Here is a 15,977-nt window from a genome sequence, read left to right on the forward strand (position 1 = left end):
GCGACGATCCCTCATCCACCACCGAAACCTCAAAGACGGCCCGACGCCTTCCGGCGTCATCGCCCAGGGACGGGCATCAGGACGGAGGCGGATAGCGCTCGATGCTTTCGACACCGTCGCGGCCATTGCCGCGCAACTCGTACACCCGCAGGATCGGGATGCCGTCGCCGCGGGGACCTGCACCCTCCACGCGGTCGAACTTCTCGATCAGGTGCCTTGCCATCGCACGGCTGGAGGTGGTGACGACGAGGTTGGTCCGGTGTCTGCCGGAAATCGCCGAGGCCCGGAGGACGTCGAGGAGGCCCACCCTGTTCACGTCGTCCAGATGAATGACGGGCTCGTCGAGGAAGAAGGTTCCTCCGAGACTTCTCGCCCGCGCGATGAAAAGGGCCAGGGCGAGGTCCTGCCGCTGGCCTTGGCTGAAATTCCGGCCGGGATCGAAGCTTCGGCCGCCGATGTCCGACCGCCACCGGAGCAGGTCGTCGCCCTCGCCGAAACCGATGCTGTCGTAGACCTTGTTCGCGTGCATACGGGCGAAGAGCGGGTTCACGATGTCGCGGAGCGCATCGACCTGCCGCCGGCTGGCTTCCTGGTAGTGTGTGTCGAAAGCGCGGTAGGCCCTGTCCGCCGCCGCCTGCTTCCGCGTCACCGAAGTGAGCCTGGCCTGTAGCCGCGAGAGATTGGCCTCGGCCGCCGCGAGGCCCTCCCGGCGGTTCTCGCGGGCGATGGCGGCGTCGGCGGCCGCGATATGCGCTTCCGCCCGTTCGAGCCGTGCCGTCTCGTCCGTGATCTCGGACCTGACGATGGCCAGGTTCGCCTCGGTCCACGCGCGTTGACCGGCAAGGCGCGTCCAACCCCCGACCAGTGCGTCCAGGCGTGCCTGGATGGAGGCCCGGCGCTCCCTCGCCCGCTCATCCGCGGCCGCTCGTTCCGAGTTCGCGGACACGAGCGCCGCGACCGCGGAACGCGCGCCGTCCAGCGCTTCTCCGAGTTGGAGCCGTTCGAGGCCTACCGCGGCGGCCCGCTCGGCGATGTCCCGGTCGAGCCGCGCCCGGGCGGCGGGGAGGGGCGCGCGGTCGTCGACGGCGACGCCGAAGCCCGTCGCGAGCAGATCGCCGAGCCCGTCGGTCTCCAGGAGCGACGCGGCGAGGCGTAGGCAGGCGGCCTCCTTCCGGAGCCGTCCCTCGAAGGTTGAGGCTGGTTCCGGATCGATCCCGGCGGAGCGGGCGGACCTTTCGAAGCGGGCGATGTTCTGGCGGAGCTGGGCGAGCTCCGCTGTGAGCCGTCTCTCGCGCTCCGCGGCCTGCGTGGCTGCCGACAGGCTCGACCGGGATGCCGCCACGGCCAACGTCGCCCTGTCGACGGACTCCTGTGCGACGGCCACGAAGGCGGGGGTGCGGTCCATCAGGGCCTGCACTTCGGCCAGCAACTTGCCATGCGATTGCCAATCGTGACCGCAAGTCGGACATTGGGTGGCGTCGTGGTCATGCCGCAGGAAGGCCTCCCCGGCGGCGCGGAGCCGCTGCATCGGCCCTGCCTCGCGCTCAAGCCGCTCGACTGCCGCCGCCAAGTCGTGTTCGGCCCGCGAGAGCGTGTCGGCCAGCGACTGGATCTCCTCGGGACCCCTCGGTTCGGATCGGACCTCGGCGAGGGCGGCCTCCGTTTCCGCGAGGCGCGCCGACCAGGTCTGGATGTCGAGGTACCTGCTGAGCAGTCCCTGTATCTCCCGTTCCACGGCAACCCTGCGTGCGGTCGGCAAGCGCGCTTGAGGGACAGCCTCGCGAACGACTTGGAGGGGCGGCCGCGCAGGCAAGCCGATGTCGGTGGCCAGGAATTCGCACTCGGTCGTGAAGGCGGAGAGTTGCCGCGACAGGTTCGCCCCCAGCTCCTCCAGCCTGCGCCTGCGGAGCTCGACGGCCCGAACGTCCGCCTCCGCGTCTCGAACGCGCGCATTGGCTTGCTGCATCCGGTCTTCCGAATCCTCGGTCGCGGCGTCCCGCTCGGCCGCACCCTCGCCTTCGAGGGCGCGACGCAGTTCCCGCCGGTGCCGCCATTCCGTCATGACGACTTGCAGCGCATCGGCTTGGGCCGTCAGCGCCTGCCTTCGACGGGCCACCTCGGCCGCGGCCGTTCCGAGCCGGTCGACCGACGGCGTGAGACCCAGCTCCTTCTCGGCCGCCTCGATTTCCCGGCTGCTCGCCGCGCTCCCCGGGTCGTCTCCGACGCCGGCCCTGGCCGCGTCGGCGGTCGCGCGGGCCTTCTCGATTTCCTTGGTCAGCAGCGCCAAAGTCGGCCTGAGGGCATCGGCGTATTGCCTGATCCGGTCCTTGGCATCCGCCTGCTGGCGAACCCCCAGGAGGTCCGAGAAGACGCGGCGCCGACGTTCGACCGTATCGTCGTCCGTGTCCAGGAGGGCGGCAAGGGTTTCGACGGAGAGGAAGCGCGCGCCGCGAAGCCACTGCCTGCGGAGGGCCGTCGCGTTCCGCTGGTGGCGCCCCGGACCGGCCCCGTCGGGGGCCAGGATCTCAAGCAAGTCGTTTGGCCCGACCGGGATCGGGGCCTCGCCTGCCACCGCGATGGATGCGCCGTCGAACCCGCGTGCCAGGACGCTGGCCACCCCGTCGACCTCGATGTCGGCATCGACCCTCGGGAACGCGTCAGGTGCGAAACCGGACCGCAGCTCGTCGAGCCCGGCGGCGTCGCGCACGGACAGCCGTTCGACGGCGGCCGTCATCAGCCACTCGGCCGCGTCGCAAAGCGTGGTCTTTCCCGTGCCGTTGGAGGCGTACACGAGGGTGAGGGGCGACCGCAGGTCGAGTTCGAGCCGCCCGGTGATGCCGCGGAACGCCTCGATTCCGAGGCGGTCGATCCTCAGCGAGGTCAAGCGCCGTCTCCCTCTCGGTCTTGGTCGGCCGCCTTGCGGAAGCCGAGCCTCTCTATCCGTTCCCACAGGGCCGCCGCCTCCTGGTCGAGCACGGGGGCGGCCACGGCCTGGTCGGGTGCGCCCACGTCGGGAAAGCCGAGCACGCTGACGGCGGCCAGCCCACGCCATCCGCAGGGACTCTCCGTGCACGGCCAGACCACCTGCTTGCGGCAGACGATGGTGGACAGCTCGACGCTTCGGATGAAGGACCGCGCCTTCTCGTGTCCCGGCGGGGCCGGCAGGCCGATCACCAGGTAGCCGTCGACCGGGCGGTCGCTGCTCTCGGCCGCGGTCAGCACGTCGTCCAGCCAAGCCTCGCCCTCGTTCGCCGCGTCGGCGAGTGCGTCCTCGGCCGCGGGCCAGAACGCCACGCGCGCGTAGGCTCCACTCCAGAACGCCGCTTCGGCCGGCGGTACCACGGGTGTTTGCGGCATCTCCGGTAACTCGGGCACGCGTCGGATGTCGACGTCCGCGCACAGCGCATCGAGGATCTGATACGGCCAAGCCATGCCCTCAGCCCTCGCCACCGACGACGTCGCGCAGGAGGTGCGTCAGGAAGCCTGCGATCCTCTCCGCGTCCAGGTCCGCGTCGTGGTCGAGGTAGAGCTCCTCCAGAAGCGCGAGGTCGATGCACGTCGCCCGCCGGGTCCCGCGCGGCTGCGTGATGTCACGGCTCGCCGCCCTCGCGGGACCGAAGCCCTCGGCATCGTCGGAGGGTGGTGGCGTCGTCCAGTCGGAGCGCCTGTCGCGTTCGACCGGACCGGCCCGCAGAGGAAGACCGCGGGATGGGGAGCCGACCACCACCAGGGGCGGGTGTCCGCCGGCCTGCGCCGTCCAGGCTTGCAGGATGCGGTACATCCGCGTGCCGATCTGCTTGCGTGCCTTCCAGACCAGGATGTGGGCGTCGGCGTCGCGGAACCTGAGCTGGCCGTCCATGCCGGTCCGGTCATGCGGCACCAACTCGTCGAACGTGCATAGGACCGCCAGCGCGTGGATCGCGGCCTCCAGCTCCGGCATCGAGAGGTACAGGTCGTCGGTGATGTCCTCGGCCGCGGCCTCGGTCCCGCGCAAAAGCGAGCGGAGGATGTCGCGAGCGTCCGGCGAGGCGCGTCTCTCAAGGTGCGTCCGCAGCACGGCGAGCCCCTGGGCCACGCGCGGACTGTAGGCGTCCTGGCCGGGATGGCGCCGCGTGAGCCGATGCGTCTCGTAGGTCGCGGCGCAGGCGTGCGGGGTGAAGGCCGGGCCGATGCCCTCGCCGCCCACCGGGAAGCAGGTCGCCGCCTGCCAAAGATGCAGTCCCGTCACCGGGCCGACCCTGGACACGAGGATGGGGCCACCGACCACGCAGGGGCCGCAGTCGCGGATGACCAAGCCCTCCGCGGAGGCTCCGACCGACACCGGGCGACCGCCCGGGAACGGGGTGGCTCCCTTCGGATAGGCCTGCTTGCTGGCGTAGACACCGCTCAGCGAGCGCCACTTGTCCTCGTCTTCCGTTTCGCGGGGGCGGCCGTAGGCCTGGTTGGCTATCGCCACGACCACGGTGCGGTTCGGCGCGGCGTCGGCGACGACCGCCCCGATGGCCCGCTGCCAGTTCCAATCCCACGGCCTGCCCTGAAGCAGCGAGCCGGTGACCAGGACGGGCCTGCCGCCGGGGTCGGCCGAGATGGCTCTTGCGACCCGCTGCCGAGGCGTCGACCCGGATGCATCGGGCTCCTGGAGGAGATCCGCGCAGACGAGGGGGAACACGTCCACGTCCGGGAAGGACAGGCGAACGATGTTCCGACCGCGGTCGAGGCCTCGGTGCGGGGCCTCTGTCCTCTGCTCGGGGAAATTCTTCAGCGCGGCGACGCAACTGGTCCCCGCCCCGGGGCGGTGTATCCAGCACCACAGGCCGTTGTACACCCTATCGCCGGCCCGCACCTCCCGGTCGATGTCCCAGCCTGCGAATCGCCGCGTCGCGCCCTCCGAGCCAAGCCACTCGCGCAGCCACGTCCCGGGCGTCATCCCGAAACCGGCGATGAGCACGAGCGGTCGGTCGGCGGCGCGGACGAGGTCGTCGACGGCGGACCAGTCGGGGGAGCCGAAGGCATATTCCGGGGCGAGCAGGACGGTCGCCGTGCCGCCGGTAACCAACTCGTTGAGGACCGGCTGCGACCATGCGCCGTCCCGACCGTGCAGGAGATCCCGCAGCGCGGCCACCATGTGGGCCCGCGTCGAGTCCCCGACGATGGCCGCGTCCGCGACGATCATGGATTGCACGACGCACAGAGGTATCCCGCCGCCGTCGATCAGGGGGAGGTCGCATGAGAAGCTGATGATCCCCGGCACGCTGGCGTTCGCGTCGATAGGCTGGGCAACCACGGGGCTCTGGCTTCAATCGGGGGCTGGAACGCCCCGCAGGTCGGGAGAGATCAGAAGTGGAACAAATCGACCGGTCGAAGCAAGCGCTTCCAGCCCCCGCCGAGGGAATAGATGACGATTGCGGCCCCCGGGCACCCGCGCAGGCGCGGGCTCGGCGCCCCGACCGAAGCCGCAGACGTCACCGACCGCGCCGGGCCAAGCCAACGTGTGGGCGGCGAGGCGCTCGCGGGCAGATCGGGTCTCGGGCCGCCAATGCTCGGAAACCCGCCCGCCCGCCGGCGACCCGGCGCGGCAGCTTCGGGCGAGCGTTCCCGTTGTTGCATCGGCCGACCAGGATCCTAGAACGATGGCGGGTCGCGACCCGGGCGCGCTGCAGGGTCCTGCGAACACGAAAGCCGGGGATTTTTCGGCGGCCCGGCCTGGGATTTATTGGGATTTATGTTGAAAGCAGCCACCGCTAAGTGACTGAAACCACGCACCTATTTCGCAAGGGAAATAAGTGGTGGAGCTGAGGGGATTCGAACCCCTGACCTCCGCAGTGCGATTGCGGCGCTCTCCCATCTGAGCTACAGCCCCGTCCGAGGCGCCGGCCTTTTAGGCTTGCGCGCTTGAGCCTGTCAATCGGAGCTTTTCCGCCAGCGGACGGCACCTGCCGGCCGGGGTCCGGGGCGGAGCCGTGGAGTTCAAGAACCGCGCATGTACGCCCTCCTCTGGCTCTTCGACACCCTCGTCCAGATCCTGATCTACATCCTCATCGCGAGCGCGGTGCTGAGCTGGCTCGTGGCGTTCAACGTCGTGAACGTGCGCAACCCCATCGTCTCGCAGATCGGCGAGTTCCTCTACCGGGTCACGGAGCCCCTGCTGCGGCCGATCCGCAACCTGCTGCCGAACCTCGGCGGGGTCGACGTCTCGCCGATCATCCTGATCCTGCTGTTGCTCTTCATCAGCCGCCTGCTGCATGAGTTCGTGCCGGCGCAGACCTACGGCGTCGCGGGCTGAGGGCCCGCGCGGCCACATCCGGCACGAGGGTTCCGACGACGTCATGAAGACCAATCCCGGCCGCTTCTTCGAGGATTACCGCCTCGGCGAGACCATCCGCCACGCCACGCCGCGCACGGTGACCGAGGGCGACGCCGCCCTCTACACCGCGCTCTACGGCCCCCGCTTCGCGGTGCAGTCCTCCGACGCCTTCGCCCGCGCCATCGGCTATCCGGGAAAGCCGCTCGACGACCTGCTCGTCTTCCACGTCGTGTTCGGCAAGACCGTGCCGGACATCTCGCTGAACGCGCTCGCCAATCTCGGCTACGCCGAGGGACGCTTCCTGAAGCCCGTGAAGGCCGGGCAGACCCTCTCGACGGTCTCCGAGGTCATCGGCCTCAAGGAGAGCTCCAACCGGCAGACCGGCGTCGTCTACGTCCGCTCCACGGGCTCCGACGAGAGCGGCGAGACCGTGCTCAGCTATTGCCGCTGGGTGCTGGTGCGCAAGCGCGACCACGGCGCGACGATCGCCGAGGAGCACGTGCCGAGCTTCGCCAAGGCGGTCGATCCGGCCGATCTCGCGAGCGCCCTCCCCCGTCTCGACGCGGGCGCCTACGACACCGACCTCGCCGGCAGCCCGCATCGCTTCGCGGACTACGCCAAGGGCGAGCGCATCGACCATGTCGACGGCACCACCGTCGAGGAGGCCGAGCATCAGCTCGCCACCCGGCTCTACCAGAACACCGCCAAGGTTCATTTCGACGCGCTCGCCACCCGCGAGACCAAGTTCGGCAAGCGGCTGATCTACGGCGGGCACGTCATCTCCATCGCCCGCGCGCTCAGCTTCAACGGGCTCGCCAACGCCTTCGCGCTCGCCGGCATCAATGCCGGGCGGCACGTGGCGCCGCTGTTTGCCGGCGACACCGTCTATGCCTGGAGCGAGGTGCTCGACACCGCCACGGTCCCGGGCCGCGACGACGTCGGCCTGCTGCGCCTGCGCACGGTGGCGGCCAAGAACCGCTCCTGCGCCGGCTTCCCCGACCGCGAGGGCGAGGGCTACGACCCCTCCGTGATCCTCGATCTCGACTACTGGGCCTTCATCCCGCGCTGACCAGCGCCAGCACAGCCTGCCGCAGGGGGTTGGCGGGGTCTGAGAGCAGCCGCAGCGCCATCGCGCAGGCGATGGTGACGAGGAGCGGCCGGATCAGCCTTGCGCCGAGGCGCACGGCCAGCGCCGAGCCGATCTGAGCGCCGAGGAAGGCGCCCGCCGCCATCGCGAGCCCGATCGCCCAAACGACGTGTCCCGAGGCGGCGAACAGCGCCAGCGCCCCGACGTTGCTCGCGGCGTTGGCGAGCTTGGTGTGGGCGGTCGCCCGCACCACGCCGAGCCCGAGCAGGGTGACGAAGCCGACCATGTAGAAGGCGCCGGCGCCGGGGCCGAACACGCCGTCGTAGAAGCCGACCAGCGGCGCCACGGTCGCGGCGAAGACGAGCGGCGTGACGCGGGCCGCGGCGTCCTCGTTGCTCATCCGCCGGGCGGTGGCGAAGTAGAGGGCGATGCCGACGAGGAGCACCGGCACGGCGGCGTCGAGCACCGCCCGCGGCAGCAGGCTCACGCAGAGCGCGCCGGCGACCGAGGCGAGCCCGGCGGCGAGCGCGATCGGCCAGGCCTCCGGCCAGCGGATCAGCCCGCGCCGGGCGAAGGCGACCGTCGCCGAGACCGAGCCCGCCGTGCCCTGGAGCTTGTTGGTGGCGATGGCGCTCACCGGATCGAGCCCGGCGAGGATCAGGGCCGGCAGGGTCATCAGTCCCCCGCCCCCGGCGATGGCGTCGACGCAGCCCGCCCCCACGGCCACCCCGAACAGGCCGAGGAGCAGGCCGGGATCGATGTCGAGGGGCATGGCGGACCTGTACGGAGGTAGGCCCCGCGCCGGTGCGGCGCGGGAACGGGTTCTAGTCGCGGACGACGACCTTGGTGCCGACACGGACGCGGTCGTAGAGGTCGACCACGTCCTTGTTGGTCATGCGGATGCAGCCGGAGGAGACCGCCGCGCCCATCGTCTCCGGCTCGTTCGAGCCGTGGATGCGGTAGAGCGAGGAGCCTAGATAGAGCGCGCGGGCGCCGAGCGGGTTGTCCTGGCCGCCGGCCATGTAGCGGGGCAGGTCCGGGCGGCGGGCGAGCATCTGGGCCGGGGGGCGCCAGTCCGGCCACTCCTTCTTCATGGTCACGGTCTTGGTGCCCGACCACGAGAAGCCCCGCCGGCCGACGCCGACCCCGTAGCGGATCGCCTCGCCGCCGCCGAGCACGTAGTAGAGCCGGCGCTGGCTCGTGGAGACGACGACGGTGCCGGGCTTCTCGGAGCCGCGCCAGGCGACCGTCTCGCGGGGAATCGCCTGCGTGCGGAAGACGTTGAGGAAGTCCGCGATCGGGCCGCTGTCGAGGGGGTTGGCGCGGGCCGGCACCGCGCCCGCCGCGAGGCAGAGGGCGAGGATCGCGGTGAGGTGCTTGCGTCGCGCGCCGCGGAAGGGGTTGGCTGTCGGCATCGTCGGGATCGTCCTCCGGGCCGGGCGGCCGTGCCGCCCCTGGACGGTCGGTGAAGCCCGGCTTCGCGGCGGGGATGTGGTCGGTCAAGCCCGCGGGCGCCGATCCCGGCCGGCTGTGGGACGGCGGCAACGCCTCCGCGGAGGAACGATCCTCTCCCGTTCGGGATGAACGAGATGTCGCAGCCTATTGCGAAGCTCGCGTCGCAGTACCACCCTCCCCTCGTGAGACCCGGCACCACGATCGAGAGCGGGCGCTTCGGCGCGGCCGTGCAGCGCGCCTTTCCGGCGCTGCGCTCCGGCTGCCGTGCCCTGCTCAGCTTCGTCGTCGCGACGCTGCTCGTCGCCCTCTCCTCCCTGCCGGACCCGAACCCCGAGCCTCCGCGCGGACCGGTCTCCGCGGTGTCGATCCATTCGATCCACGCGCCGGGTGCGGGCGGAGCGGGCCGGCAGGCCCTCAGCGCGATGCACGCGGATGCCGATCTTCCCCCCGGCAACCTCCGCACCGCCGCGCCCGCCTTACCGGCGGTCGAACGGCGCCTGGCCGATGCGGGCTTCGCGGTTCCGGCCGCCGCCTGGCCGCCGTCCCGGACCGCGCCCCCGCCCGACCGGCCTCCGAGAGCCGCCTGACGCCGCCCCCGGCCATCCGCACGCTCGCGGTGGGCCGGATCATGCTTGCGCCGTTTTCATCGTCCTCGGATACCGGACGCGCCGGCCGCCGTGCCTGCGGTCGCTCGCGATCCGTATCGGGATCTGCGGCGCCGACCCGTCAGACCGCCCCTCAGGAGCGACGTGCCCTCGATGTCTTCCCGCCCCGTCAGCTGCCGGCCCCGCTCGTTCGCGTCGCTGCGCGCCTGGTCCGTTCCCGTGGCCGCCGGCCTCGCGCTCGCCACCCTGTCGGCCTGCAACCAGAAGCAGGCCGCCGCGCCCGTGCCCGGTCCGCCGCCGGAGGTGACGGTGGTCACCGTCGCCCCGCAGCCGATTCCCTACGTGCGCGACCTTCCCGGCCGGGTGGCCCCGATGCGCATCGCCGAGGTGCGGGCCCGCGTCTCCGGCCTCGTCGTGCGGCGGCTGTTCGAGCAGGGTTCGACGGTCAAGGAAGGCGACATCCTCTACAAGATCGACGCGGCCCCCTACGAGGTCGAGCTCGCCAGCGCCGAGGCGGCCCTCGCCCGCACCGAGGCCGCCCTGGTCCTGGCGAGCCAGCAGGCCGAGCGCCTGGAGACGCTGCTCTCGCGGGCGACCGCGAGCCAGGCCCAGTACGACGCCGCCTTCGCCGCGAAGAAGCAGGCGGAGGCCGAGGTCGCCGGCGCCAAGGCGACCCGCGACCGGGCCAAGCTCAACCTCTCCTGGACGGACGTGCGCGCGCCGATCAGCGGCCGCATCGGCCGGGCCCTGCTCACCGAGGGCACGCTGATCGAGCAGGGCAGCGCCCAGGTGCTGGCCACGATCCAGCAGCTCGACCCGATCTACGTCGACATCACCCAGTCGGTGGGCGAACTGAACAAGCTGCGCCGGGACCTCGCCAGCGGCGAGCTCGACCGCCTCGACAAGGACCACGCCAACGCGCACCTGATCATGGACGACGGCACGCTCTACCCGCTGGCCGGCCGGCTCCTGTTCTCCGACGTCACCGCCGATCCGAGCACCGGCCAGGTGACGCTGCGCGTGCAGTTCCCCAACCCGCACGACGAGCTCTTCCCCGGCATGTACGTGCGCGCCCGCATCAAGCAGGGCATCGATTCCGACGCCATCGCCGTGCCGCAGCAGGCGATCCAGCGCACCACCGACGGCAAGGCCGAGGTCTGGGTGGTCGGCGCCGACGACAAGGTGATGCTCCAGCCCGTCGAGGTCGGCCCTGTCGTCGGCCAGAGCTGGCTGATCCGCGACGGCCTCAAGGCCGGCACCCGCGTCGTCACCGAGGGCTTCCAGAAGATTTCCACCGGCAGCACCGTGAAGCCGGTCGAGACCGGCACCCCGGCCGAACAGGCCGCGCTCGGCAAGCCGCAGGATTCCGACGAGACGTCGGACCTGATCGACGTCCGCGGCCGCTGACGGACCGGAGGAGCCGCGATCATGGCACGCTTCTTCATCGACCGGCCGATCTTCGCCTGGGTCGTCGCGCTGTTCATCTGCTTGGGCGGGGCGCTCTCGATCCCGCTCCTGCCGATCGCCCAGTACCCGATGATCGCCCCGCCCTCGATCGCGCTGTCGACCGCCTATCCCGGCGCCTCGGTCGAGAACCTCTACACGGGCACCACCCGGCTCATCGAGGACGAGCTGAACGGGGCCGCCAACATCCTCAGCTTCGAGTCGGCGAGCGACTCGTTCGGCAACATCGAGATCACCGCCCAGTTCAGGCCGGGCACCGACCCGGCGCTCGCCGGCGTCGAGGTGCAGAACCGCCTCAAGCGCGTCGAGGCCCGCCTGCCGGCGGAGGTGCGCCAGCAGGGCATCCTCGTGGAGGAGGCTTCGGCCGCCACCCTCAACATCATCACCCTCGTCTCGCCGGACGGGTCGATGGACGAGGTCGCGCTCGGCGACTTCCTGACCCGCAACGTCATCAACGAGATCCGCCGCATCCCCGGCGTCGGGCGCGCGACGCTCTACTCGACACAGCGCTCGCTCCGGGTCTGGATCGACCCGGACAAGCTGCGCGGCCTCTCGCTCAACCCCGCCGACGTGACGCGGGCGATCCAGGACCAGAACGTCCAGATCGCCTCCGGCGCGGTCGGCGCCGCGCCGAGCCCGGCCAAGAACGCCGTCAACTTCCCCATCATCGTGAAGGGGCAGATGACCGAGCCCGAGTCGTTCGGCGCCATCGTGCTGCGGGCGAACCCCGACGGCTCGAACGTGCGCCTGCGCGACATCGCCCGGATCGAGCTCGGCGGCGAGGACTACAAGTTCACGACCCGGCTCAACGGCGGCGAGGCGGCCGGCATCTCGGTGACGCTGGCGCCGGACGGCAACGCCCTCCAGACCGCCCGCTCGATCCGCGCCAAGATGGAGGAGCTGGCCCAGTTCTTCCCCGACGGCGTGAAGTGGGACATCCCCTACGACATCACCCCCGCCGTCGACGCCTCGATCCAGAAGGTGCTGATGACGCTGATCGAGGCGGTGGTGCTCGTCTTCGTGGTGATGTTCCTGTTCCTGCAGAACATCCGCTACACCCTGATCCCGACCATCGTGGTGCCGATCGCGCTGCTCGGCACCTGCACGGTGATGCTGCTCGCCGGCTTCTCCATCAACGTTCTGACGATGTTCGGCATGGTGCTGGCCATCGGCATCCTCGTCGACGACGCCATCGTCGTCGTCGAGAACGTCGAGCGCATCATGAACGAGGAAGGTCTCTCCCCGAAGGAGGCGACCCGCAAGGCCATGGGCCAGATCACGGGGGCGATCATCGGCATCACGCTGGTGCTGGTGGCGGTGTTCATCCCGATGGCCTTCTTCCCCGGCTCGGTGGGCATCATCTACCGCCAGTTCTCGATCGCGATGGTCACGTCCATCGCCTTCTCGGCGCTGCTGGCGCTGTCGCTGACGCCGGCGCTGTGCGCGACGCTGCTGAAGCCCGTCGAGAAGGGGCACGGGCACGCGAAGCGCGGCTTCTTCGGCTGGTTCAACCGCATCGTCGAGCGCGAGACCGCCCGCTACGGGCGCGGCGTTGCCTGGTTCGTCGCCAAGTCGATGCGGGTCATGGTGGTCTACCTCGCCCTCGCGGTCGGCCTCGCCTACGCCTTCGTGCGCCTGCCGGAGGGCTTCCTGCCGGTGGAGGACCAGGGCTTCTTCACCGTCGACGTGCAGACGCCGCCGGGCTCCTCCTTCAACCGCACGCTCGCGGCGGTGAAGAAGCTCGAGGAGCACCTGATGGCCCAGCCGGGCGTGGCGACCGTGACGATCGTCAACGGCTTCTCCTTCTCCGGCCAGGGCCAGGTCACGAGCCAGGCCTTCGTCACCCTGAAGCCCTGGGGCGACCGCGACGCGGACAACTCCGCCGCGAAGCTCGTGGAGGGCACCAACAAGGCGCTCGCGACCTACCGCGACGCGACGTTCGACGCCCAGGAGCCGCCGCCGATCGACAACCTCGGCAACGCGGCGGGCTTCTCCTTCCGCCTCCAGGACCGGGCGCAGCGGGGCTACTCGGCGCTGCTCGCCGCGCAGGAGCAGCTTCTCACCCTCGCTCGCCAGAGCCCGGTGCTCCAGAAGATCAAGGTCGAGGGCCTGCCGCCGGCCCCCCAGGCCGAGCTCGTCATCGACCGGGAGAAGGCGGCCGCGCTCGGCGTCAACTTCGACGACGTCAACGACACGATCCAGGTCAATCTCGGCTCTGTCTACGTCAACGACTTCCCGAACCGGGGCCGCATGCAGCGCGTCATCGTGCAGTCCGAGCAGCTCCAGCGCCTCAACGCGTCGGACCTGCTCAACTACGGCGTCAAGAACGCGCAGGGCACCATGGTGCCGATGTCGTCCTTCGCCGAGCTGAAATGGGGCGTCGGGCCGGCCCAGATCGTCGGCTTCAACGGCTACCAGACCGTGCGCGTCACCGGCGAGCCGGCGGCGGGCTACACCTCGGGCGACGCCATCGCAGAGATGGAGCGCCTCGCGGGCCGGCTGCCGAAGGGCTTCGGCTTCACCTGGACCGGCCAGTCGCTCCAGGAGAAGCAGGCGGGCTCGCAGGCGAGCCTGCTGCTGGCGCTCTCGGTGCTGATCGTGTTCCTGTGCCTCGCCGCCCTCTACGAGAGCTGGTCGATCCCGTTCTCGGTGATGCTGGTGATCCCGCTCGGCGTCATCGGCGCCGTGGCGGCGGTCTACCTGCGCGGCCTGCCCAACGACGTCTACTTCAAGATCGGTCTCATCACGATCATCGGCCTCTCGGCCAAGAACGCGATCCTGATCGTGGAGTTCGCCAAGGACCTCTGGAAGCCGGGCAAGTCGCTGGTCGAGGCAACGATCGAGGCGGCGACCCTGCGCTTCCGGCCGATCGTGATGACCTCGCTGGCCTTCATCTTCGGCGTGGTGCCGCTGGCCATCGCCTCGGGCGCCGCCTCGCGGAGCCAGCAGGCGATCGGCACCGGCGTGATGGGCGGCATGATCTCGGCGACCGTGCTGGCGGTGTTCTTCGTGCCGGTGTTCTTCGTCGTGGTGATGCGCCTGTTCCGCCGCAAGCAGGTGGCGGCCGAGGAGACGGCACCGGCACGGGCGGAGCGCGCGGCGCCCGCTGGGGGCGTCCCGGCGGAGTAGGGTCCGCTCGAGCCTTTTCAGCCGAAGTGGGCGCCGGTTCGGCGTCAGAAAATGCGGCCGAACGAGAACCTGAAGCCGCTTCAGCGCCGGGCGAGGTCGCGCAGACCCTGCCCGGCGATCCGGGCGCGCTCGTGCGCCCAGGAGTGGCCGGGCCAGAAGCGGCCCTCCGGCGTGTCGAAGAAGCCGCAGAGCAGGAGGCCGCGCGGGCGCGCAAGGCCGAGGCGGACGAGCGCCCGGTGCCATCGCCCGGTCTCGCCGCCGGGTAGGCCGTGCGCCCGCAGCAGCATGAGAACGGCAAAGCCCGTCGAGGGCGCCGCGAAGGCGATGTCGGGGACGAGCGGATAGTCCTCGCGCACCGCCGGGTCGTCCGCCGCGAAGCGGCTGCGGGGCACGGCGCCGGGATCCGGGAGCGCGCCGCTCCGCGGGTCGTTCAGGCAGAGGAGCAGGTGGAAGCGCTCCGGCGCCGCCTGCATCGCGTCGAGTGTCCGCGCCTCGGTCGGCCAGCCGTGGAAGCGCCCGGTGTCGAAGTGCTGGCGCAGCACGAGCACGTTGAGATGACGGCCGGACAGGAACCGCGGCAAGAACGGCGCCCGGTTGAAATGCACGACCGCGTCCCGCTCTGCGCACGGCACGGCGGCGAGGTCGCGGGGCGTCAGGGTGGGGTTGTTGGCGAGCAGCGTGACGCTTCGCCGGCCCCGCAGCGCCGACACGAGACCCGCGATCGCGACCGGCGCGCGATCGGGCTCCGAATCCGGCGGCGAGATGGGGCTCGAAGGCGGCATCGGCGGTCTCGCGGATGGGACGGCGGAGGAGACCTGTTCAAGACCCGGCGCCGGCATGGTCAAGAGGCTGTCGGCTCATGGACGCCGTATTGCGATCCCGTTAGGGTTGTGGCCGGGGCTGATCCGGGAGAGCGTCATGCGCAAGACCGTCCTGACCGGCGTCGTCCGTCTCGGGAGCACCTGCGGCCTCGCCGCCCTGCTCCTCTCCACGCCCCTCGCCCCGCCCGCCGCGGCGCAGGACGGCGCCTCGCAGCCGGGCGCCGCTTGGCAGGATCCCCCTGCCCGCCTGCCGCCGACGCCAGCGGCCAAGGCCCCGAAGACCGAGACGCGGGAGAGGCCGGTCGCCGAGGCGAAGCCGAAGGCGCGCAAGGTCGTTCGGGAGGTTCGGGCACCGCGTCGGGTACGGGTGTCGGAACGCCGCGAGACCTCCCGCCGGATCGAGACCGTACGCCCCGCTCACACGCGTCGGGTGGCGATGACCCCCCGGGGTTCGGTTGTCGCGCAGTATCCCGCCTATGCCGGCCCGCCGGTGGTCTACGGGAGGACCCTCGAGGACGAGCGGCTCGCCCGCATCCGGGCGGCCCAGGCCGCAGGCTACATCGTCGTCCGCTCCCGCTCCGTCGAGTTTCCCGACGGGCGCTCGCTGCGGACCTACCGTCCCTACGAGGACGAGGAGGACTGAGTGCCGCGCCTCAGCGGACGCGCGGCGGCCGGCTCGGCTCGAACACGATGCGGCGATGGAACGCGCACCAGCTCTTGCCGTCGGCGACGGGCGCGCCGCAGCACAGGGCGCCCTCGCTCGGCTCGCCGATGATGAACTTGCACACGAACGCGCCCGATTGCGCGAACGGCACGCGGTAGGTCTCGGAGGGCTCGGCAAGGCTCTCGGCCTCGGCGAATTCGGAGAAGCGGACCACTTGGTTCATAGCGCTCGACGGTTGTGCGGGCATCGGCGGCCATGCGGCGCGCCTGCCGAAGAAGGGAGGAAGTCTCGCCGGACCCGGCGGCTCATCCGCATCGGCACGAAAGACCGGGGCGCGGGCGAATCCGACACTGCGACATCACACTGTCATAGATAGTCTTACCGCACCGCGAAACAAGCCCGTCATGCATCATGCACAGGGGTGCACAGTGTTCCGCAGCGGGGAATG

At 70.9% G+C, this 15,977-nt stretch carries 13 protein-coding genes and 1 tRNA gene; 6 read left to right on the forward strand and 8 right to left on the reverse strand.

Annotated features, from left to right (window positions below):
* Nucleotides 1-76: 76 nt before the first annotated feature.
* From MFF04_RS03360 to MFF04_RS03375, 4 genes are all read right to left on the reverse strand, one after another.
* Nucleotides 77-2,884, reverse strand: a complete 2,808-nt coding sequence (locus tag MFF04_RS03360) for an AAA family ATPase (RefSeq protein WP_238274050.1) — start codon at nucleotides 2,882-2,884, stop codon at nucleotides 77-79.
* Nucleotides 2,881-3,432, reverse strand: a complete 552-nt coding sequence (locus MFF04_RS03365; RefSeq protein WP_238274051.1) for a hypothetical protein — start codon at nucleotides 3,430-3,432, stop codon at nucleotides 2,881-2,883. The genes MFF04_RS03360 and MFF04_RS03365 overlap by 4 nt, the downstream gene beginning before the upstream one ends.
* A 4-nt stretch (nucleotides 3,433-3,436) precedes the next feature.
* Complete coding sequence (locus tag MFF04_RS03370) at nucleotides 3,437-5,284, reverse strand: ABC-three component system protein (protein WP_238274052.1); 1,848 nt, start codon at nucleotides 5,282-5,284, stop codon at nucleotides 3,437-3,439.
* Between the two features lie 500 nt (nucleotides 5,285-5,784).
* Nucleotides 5,785-5,860, reverse strand: a tRNA-Ala gene (locus MFF04_RS03375).
* Nucleotides 5,861-5,980: 120 nt separating this feature from the next.
* On the opposite strand from MFF04_RS03375, the gene MFF04_RS03380 reads away from it, so the two are divergent.
* Nucleotides 5,981-6,283 carry a YggT family protein gene (locus MFF04_RS03380; protein WP_238274053.1) on the forward strand — a complete coding sequence of 101 codons (303 nt, stop codon included), beginning with the start codon at nucleotides 5,981-5,983 and terminating at the stop codon, nucleotides 6,281-6,283.
* Nucleotides 6,284-6,326: 43 nt separating this feature from the next.
* Nucleotides 6,327-7,373, forward strand: a complete 1,047-nt coding sequence (locus MFF04_RS03385) for a MaoC family dehydratase (protein WP_238274054.1) — start codon at nucleotides 6,327-6,329, stop codon at nucleotides 7,371-7,373.
* On the opposite strand, the gene MFF04_RS03390 is transcribed toward MFF04_RS03385, so the two are convergent.
* Together MFF04_RS03390 and MFF04_RS03395 are read right to left on the reverse strand one after the other, a co-directional pair.
* A complete protein-coding gene (locus MFF04_RS03390) occupies nucleotides 7,360-8,163 on the reverse strand; it encodes a TSUP family transporter (protein ID WP_238274055.1) in 804 nt (267 codons plus the stop codon). The two genes, MFF04_RS03385 and MFF04_RS03390, sit on opposite strands and share 14 nt — an antisense overlap.
* A 52-nt stretch (nucleotides 8,164-8,215) precedes the next feature.
* The gene (locus MFF04_RS03395; RefSeq protein ID WP_238274056.1) at nucleotides 8,216-8,806 is read right to left on the reverse strand and encodes a L,D-transpeptidase; all 591 of its coding nucleotides are present in this window, start codon (nucleotides 8,804-8,806) and stop codon (nucleotides 8,216-8,218) included.
* Nucleotides 8,807-8,980: 174 nt separating this feature from the next.
* Here MFF04_RS03395 and MFF04_RS03400 point away from each other — a divergent pair, with 174 nt between their 5' ends.
* The 3 genes from MFF04_RS03400 to MFF04_RS03410 all read left to right on the forward strand — a co-directional run bounded on the left by MFF04_RS03400 (nucleotide 8,981) and on the right by MFF04_RS03410 (nucleotide 14,044).
* A complete protein-coding gene (locus MFF04_RS03400; protein WP_238274057.1) occupies nucleotides 8,981-9,433 on the forward strand; it encodes a hypothetical protein in 453 nt (150 codons plus the stop codon).
* A gap of 171 nt (nucleotides 9,434-9,604) precedes the next feature.
* Nucleotides 9,605-10,858, forward strand: coding sequence for an efflux RND transporter periplasmic adaptor subunit (locus tag MFF04_RS03405; protein WP_238274058.1), 1,254 nt, complete (start codon nucleotides 9,605-9,607; stop codon nucleotides 10,856-10,858).
* Nucleotides 10,859-10,879: 21 nt separating this feature from the next.
* Entirely contained in the window at nucleotides 10,880-14,044 is a 3,165-nt protein-coding gene (locus MFF04_RS03410) for an efflux RND transporter permease subunit (RefSeq protein ID WP_238274059.1), read from the forward strand.
* An 80-nt stretch (nucleotides 14,045-14,124) separates the two neighbouring features.
* Here MFF04_RS03410 and MFF04_RS03415 read toward each other — a convergent pair whose 3' ends face one another.
* Nucleotides 14,125-14,826 (reverse strand): hypothetical protein, encoded by a 702-nt coding sequence (locus MFF04_RS03415; RefSeq protein ID WP_238274060.1) that lies wholly within the window; start codon nucleotides 14,824-14,826, stop codon nucleotides 14,125-14,127.
* A gap of 136 nt (nucleotides 14,827-14,962) precedes the next feature.
* On the opposite strand from MFF04_RS03415, the gene MFF04_RS03420 reads away from it, so the two are divergent.
* Nucleotides 14,963-15,508 carry a hypothetical protein gene (locus MFF04_RS03420; protein WP_238274061.1) on the forward strand — a complete coding sequence of 182 codons (546 nt, stop codon included), beginning with the start codon at nucleotides 14,963-14,965 and terminating at the stop codon, nucleotides 15,506-15,508.
* A 10-nt stretch (nucleotides 15,509-15,518) separates the two neighbouring features.
* Here MFF04_RS03420 and MFF04_RS03425 read toward each other — a convergent pair whose 3' ends face one another.
* Nucleotides 15,519-15,752, reverse strand: coding sequence for a hypothetical protein (locus MFF04_RS03425; RefSeq protein WP_238274062.1), 234 nt, complete (start codon nucleotides 15,750-15,752; stop codon nucleotides 15,519-15,521).
* Nucleotides 15,753-15,977 lie beyond the last annotated feature (225 nt).

The sequence above is a fragment of the Methylobacterium jeotgali genome (genome assembly GCF_022179345.1).
GTDB classification, from domain to species: Bacteria; Pseudomonadota; Alphaproteobacteria; order Rhizobiales; family Beijerinckiaceae; genus Methylobacterium; species Methylobacterium jeotgali.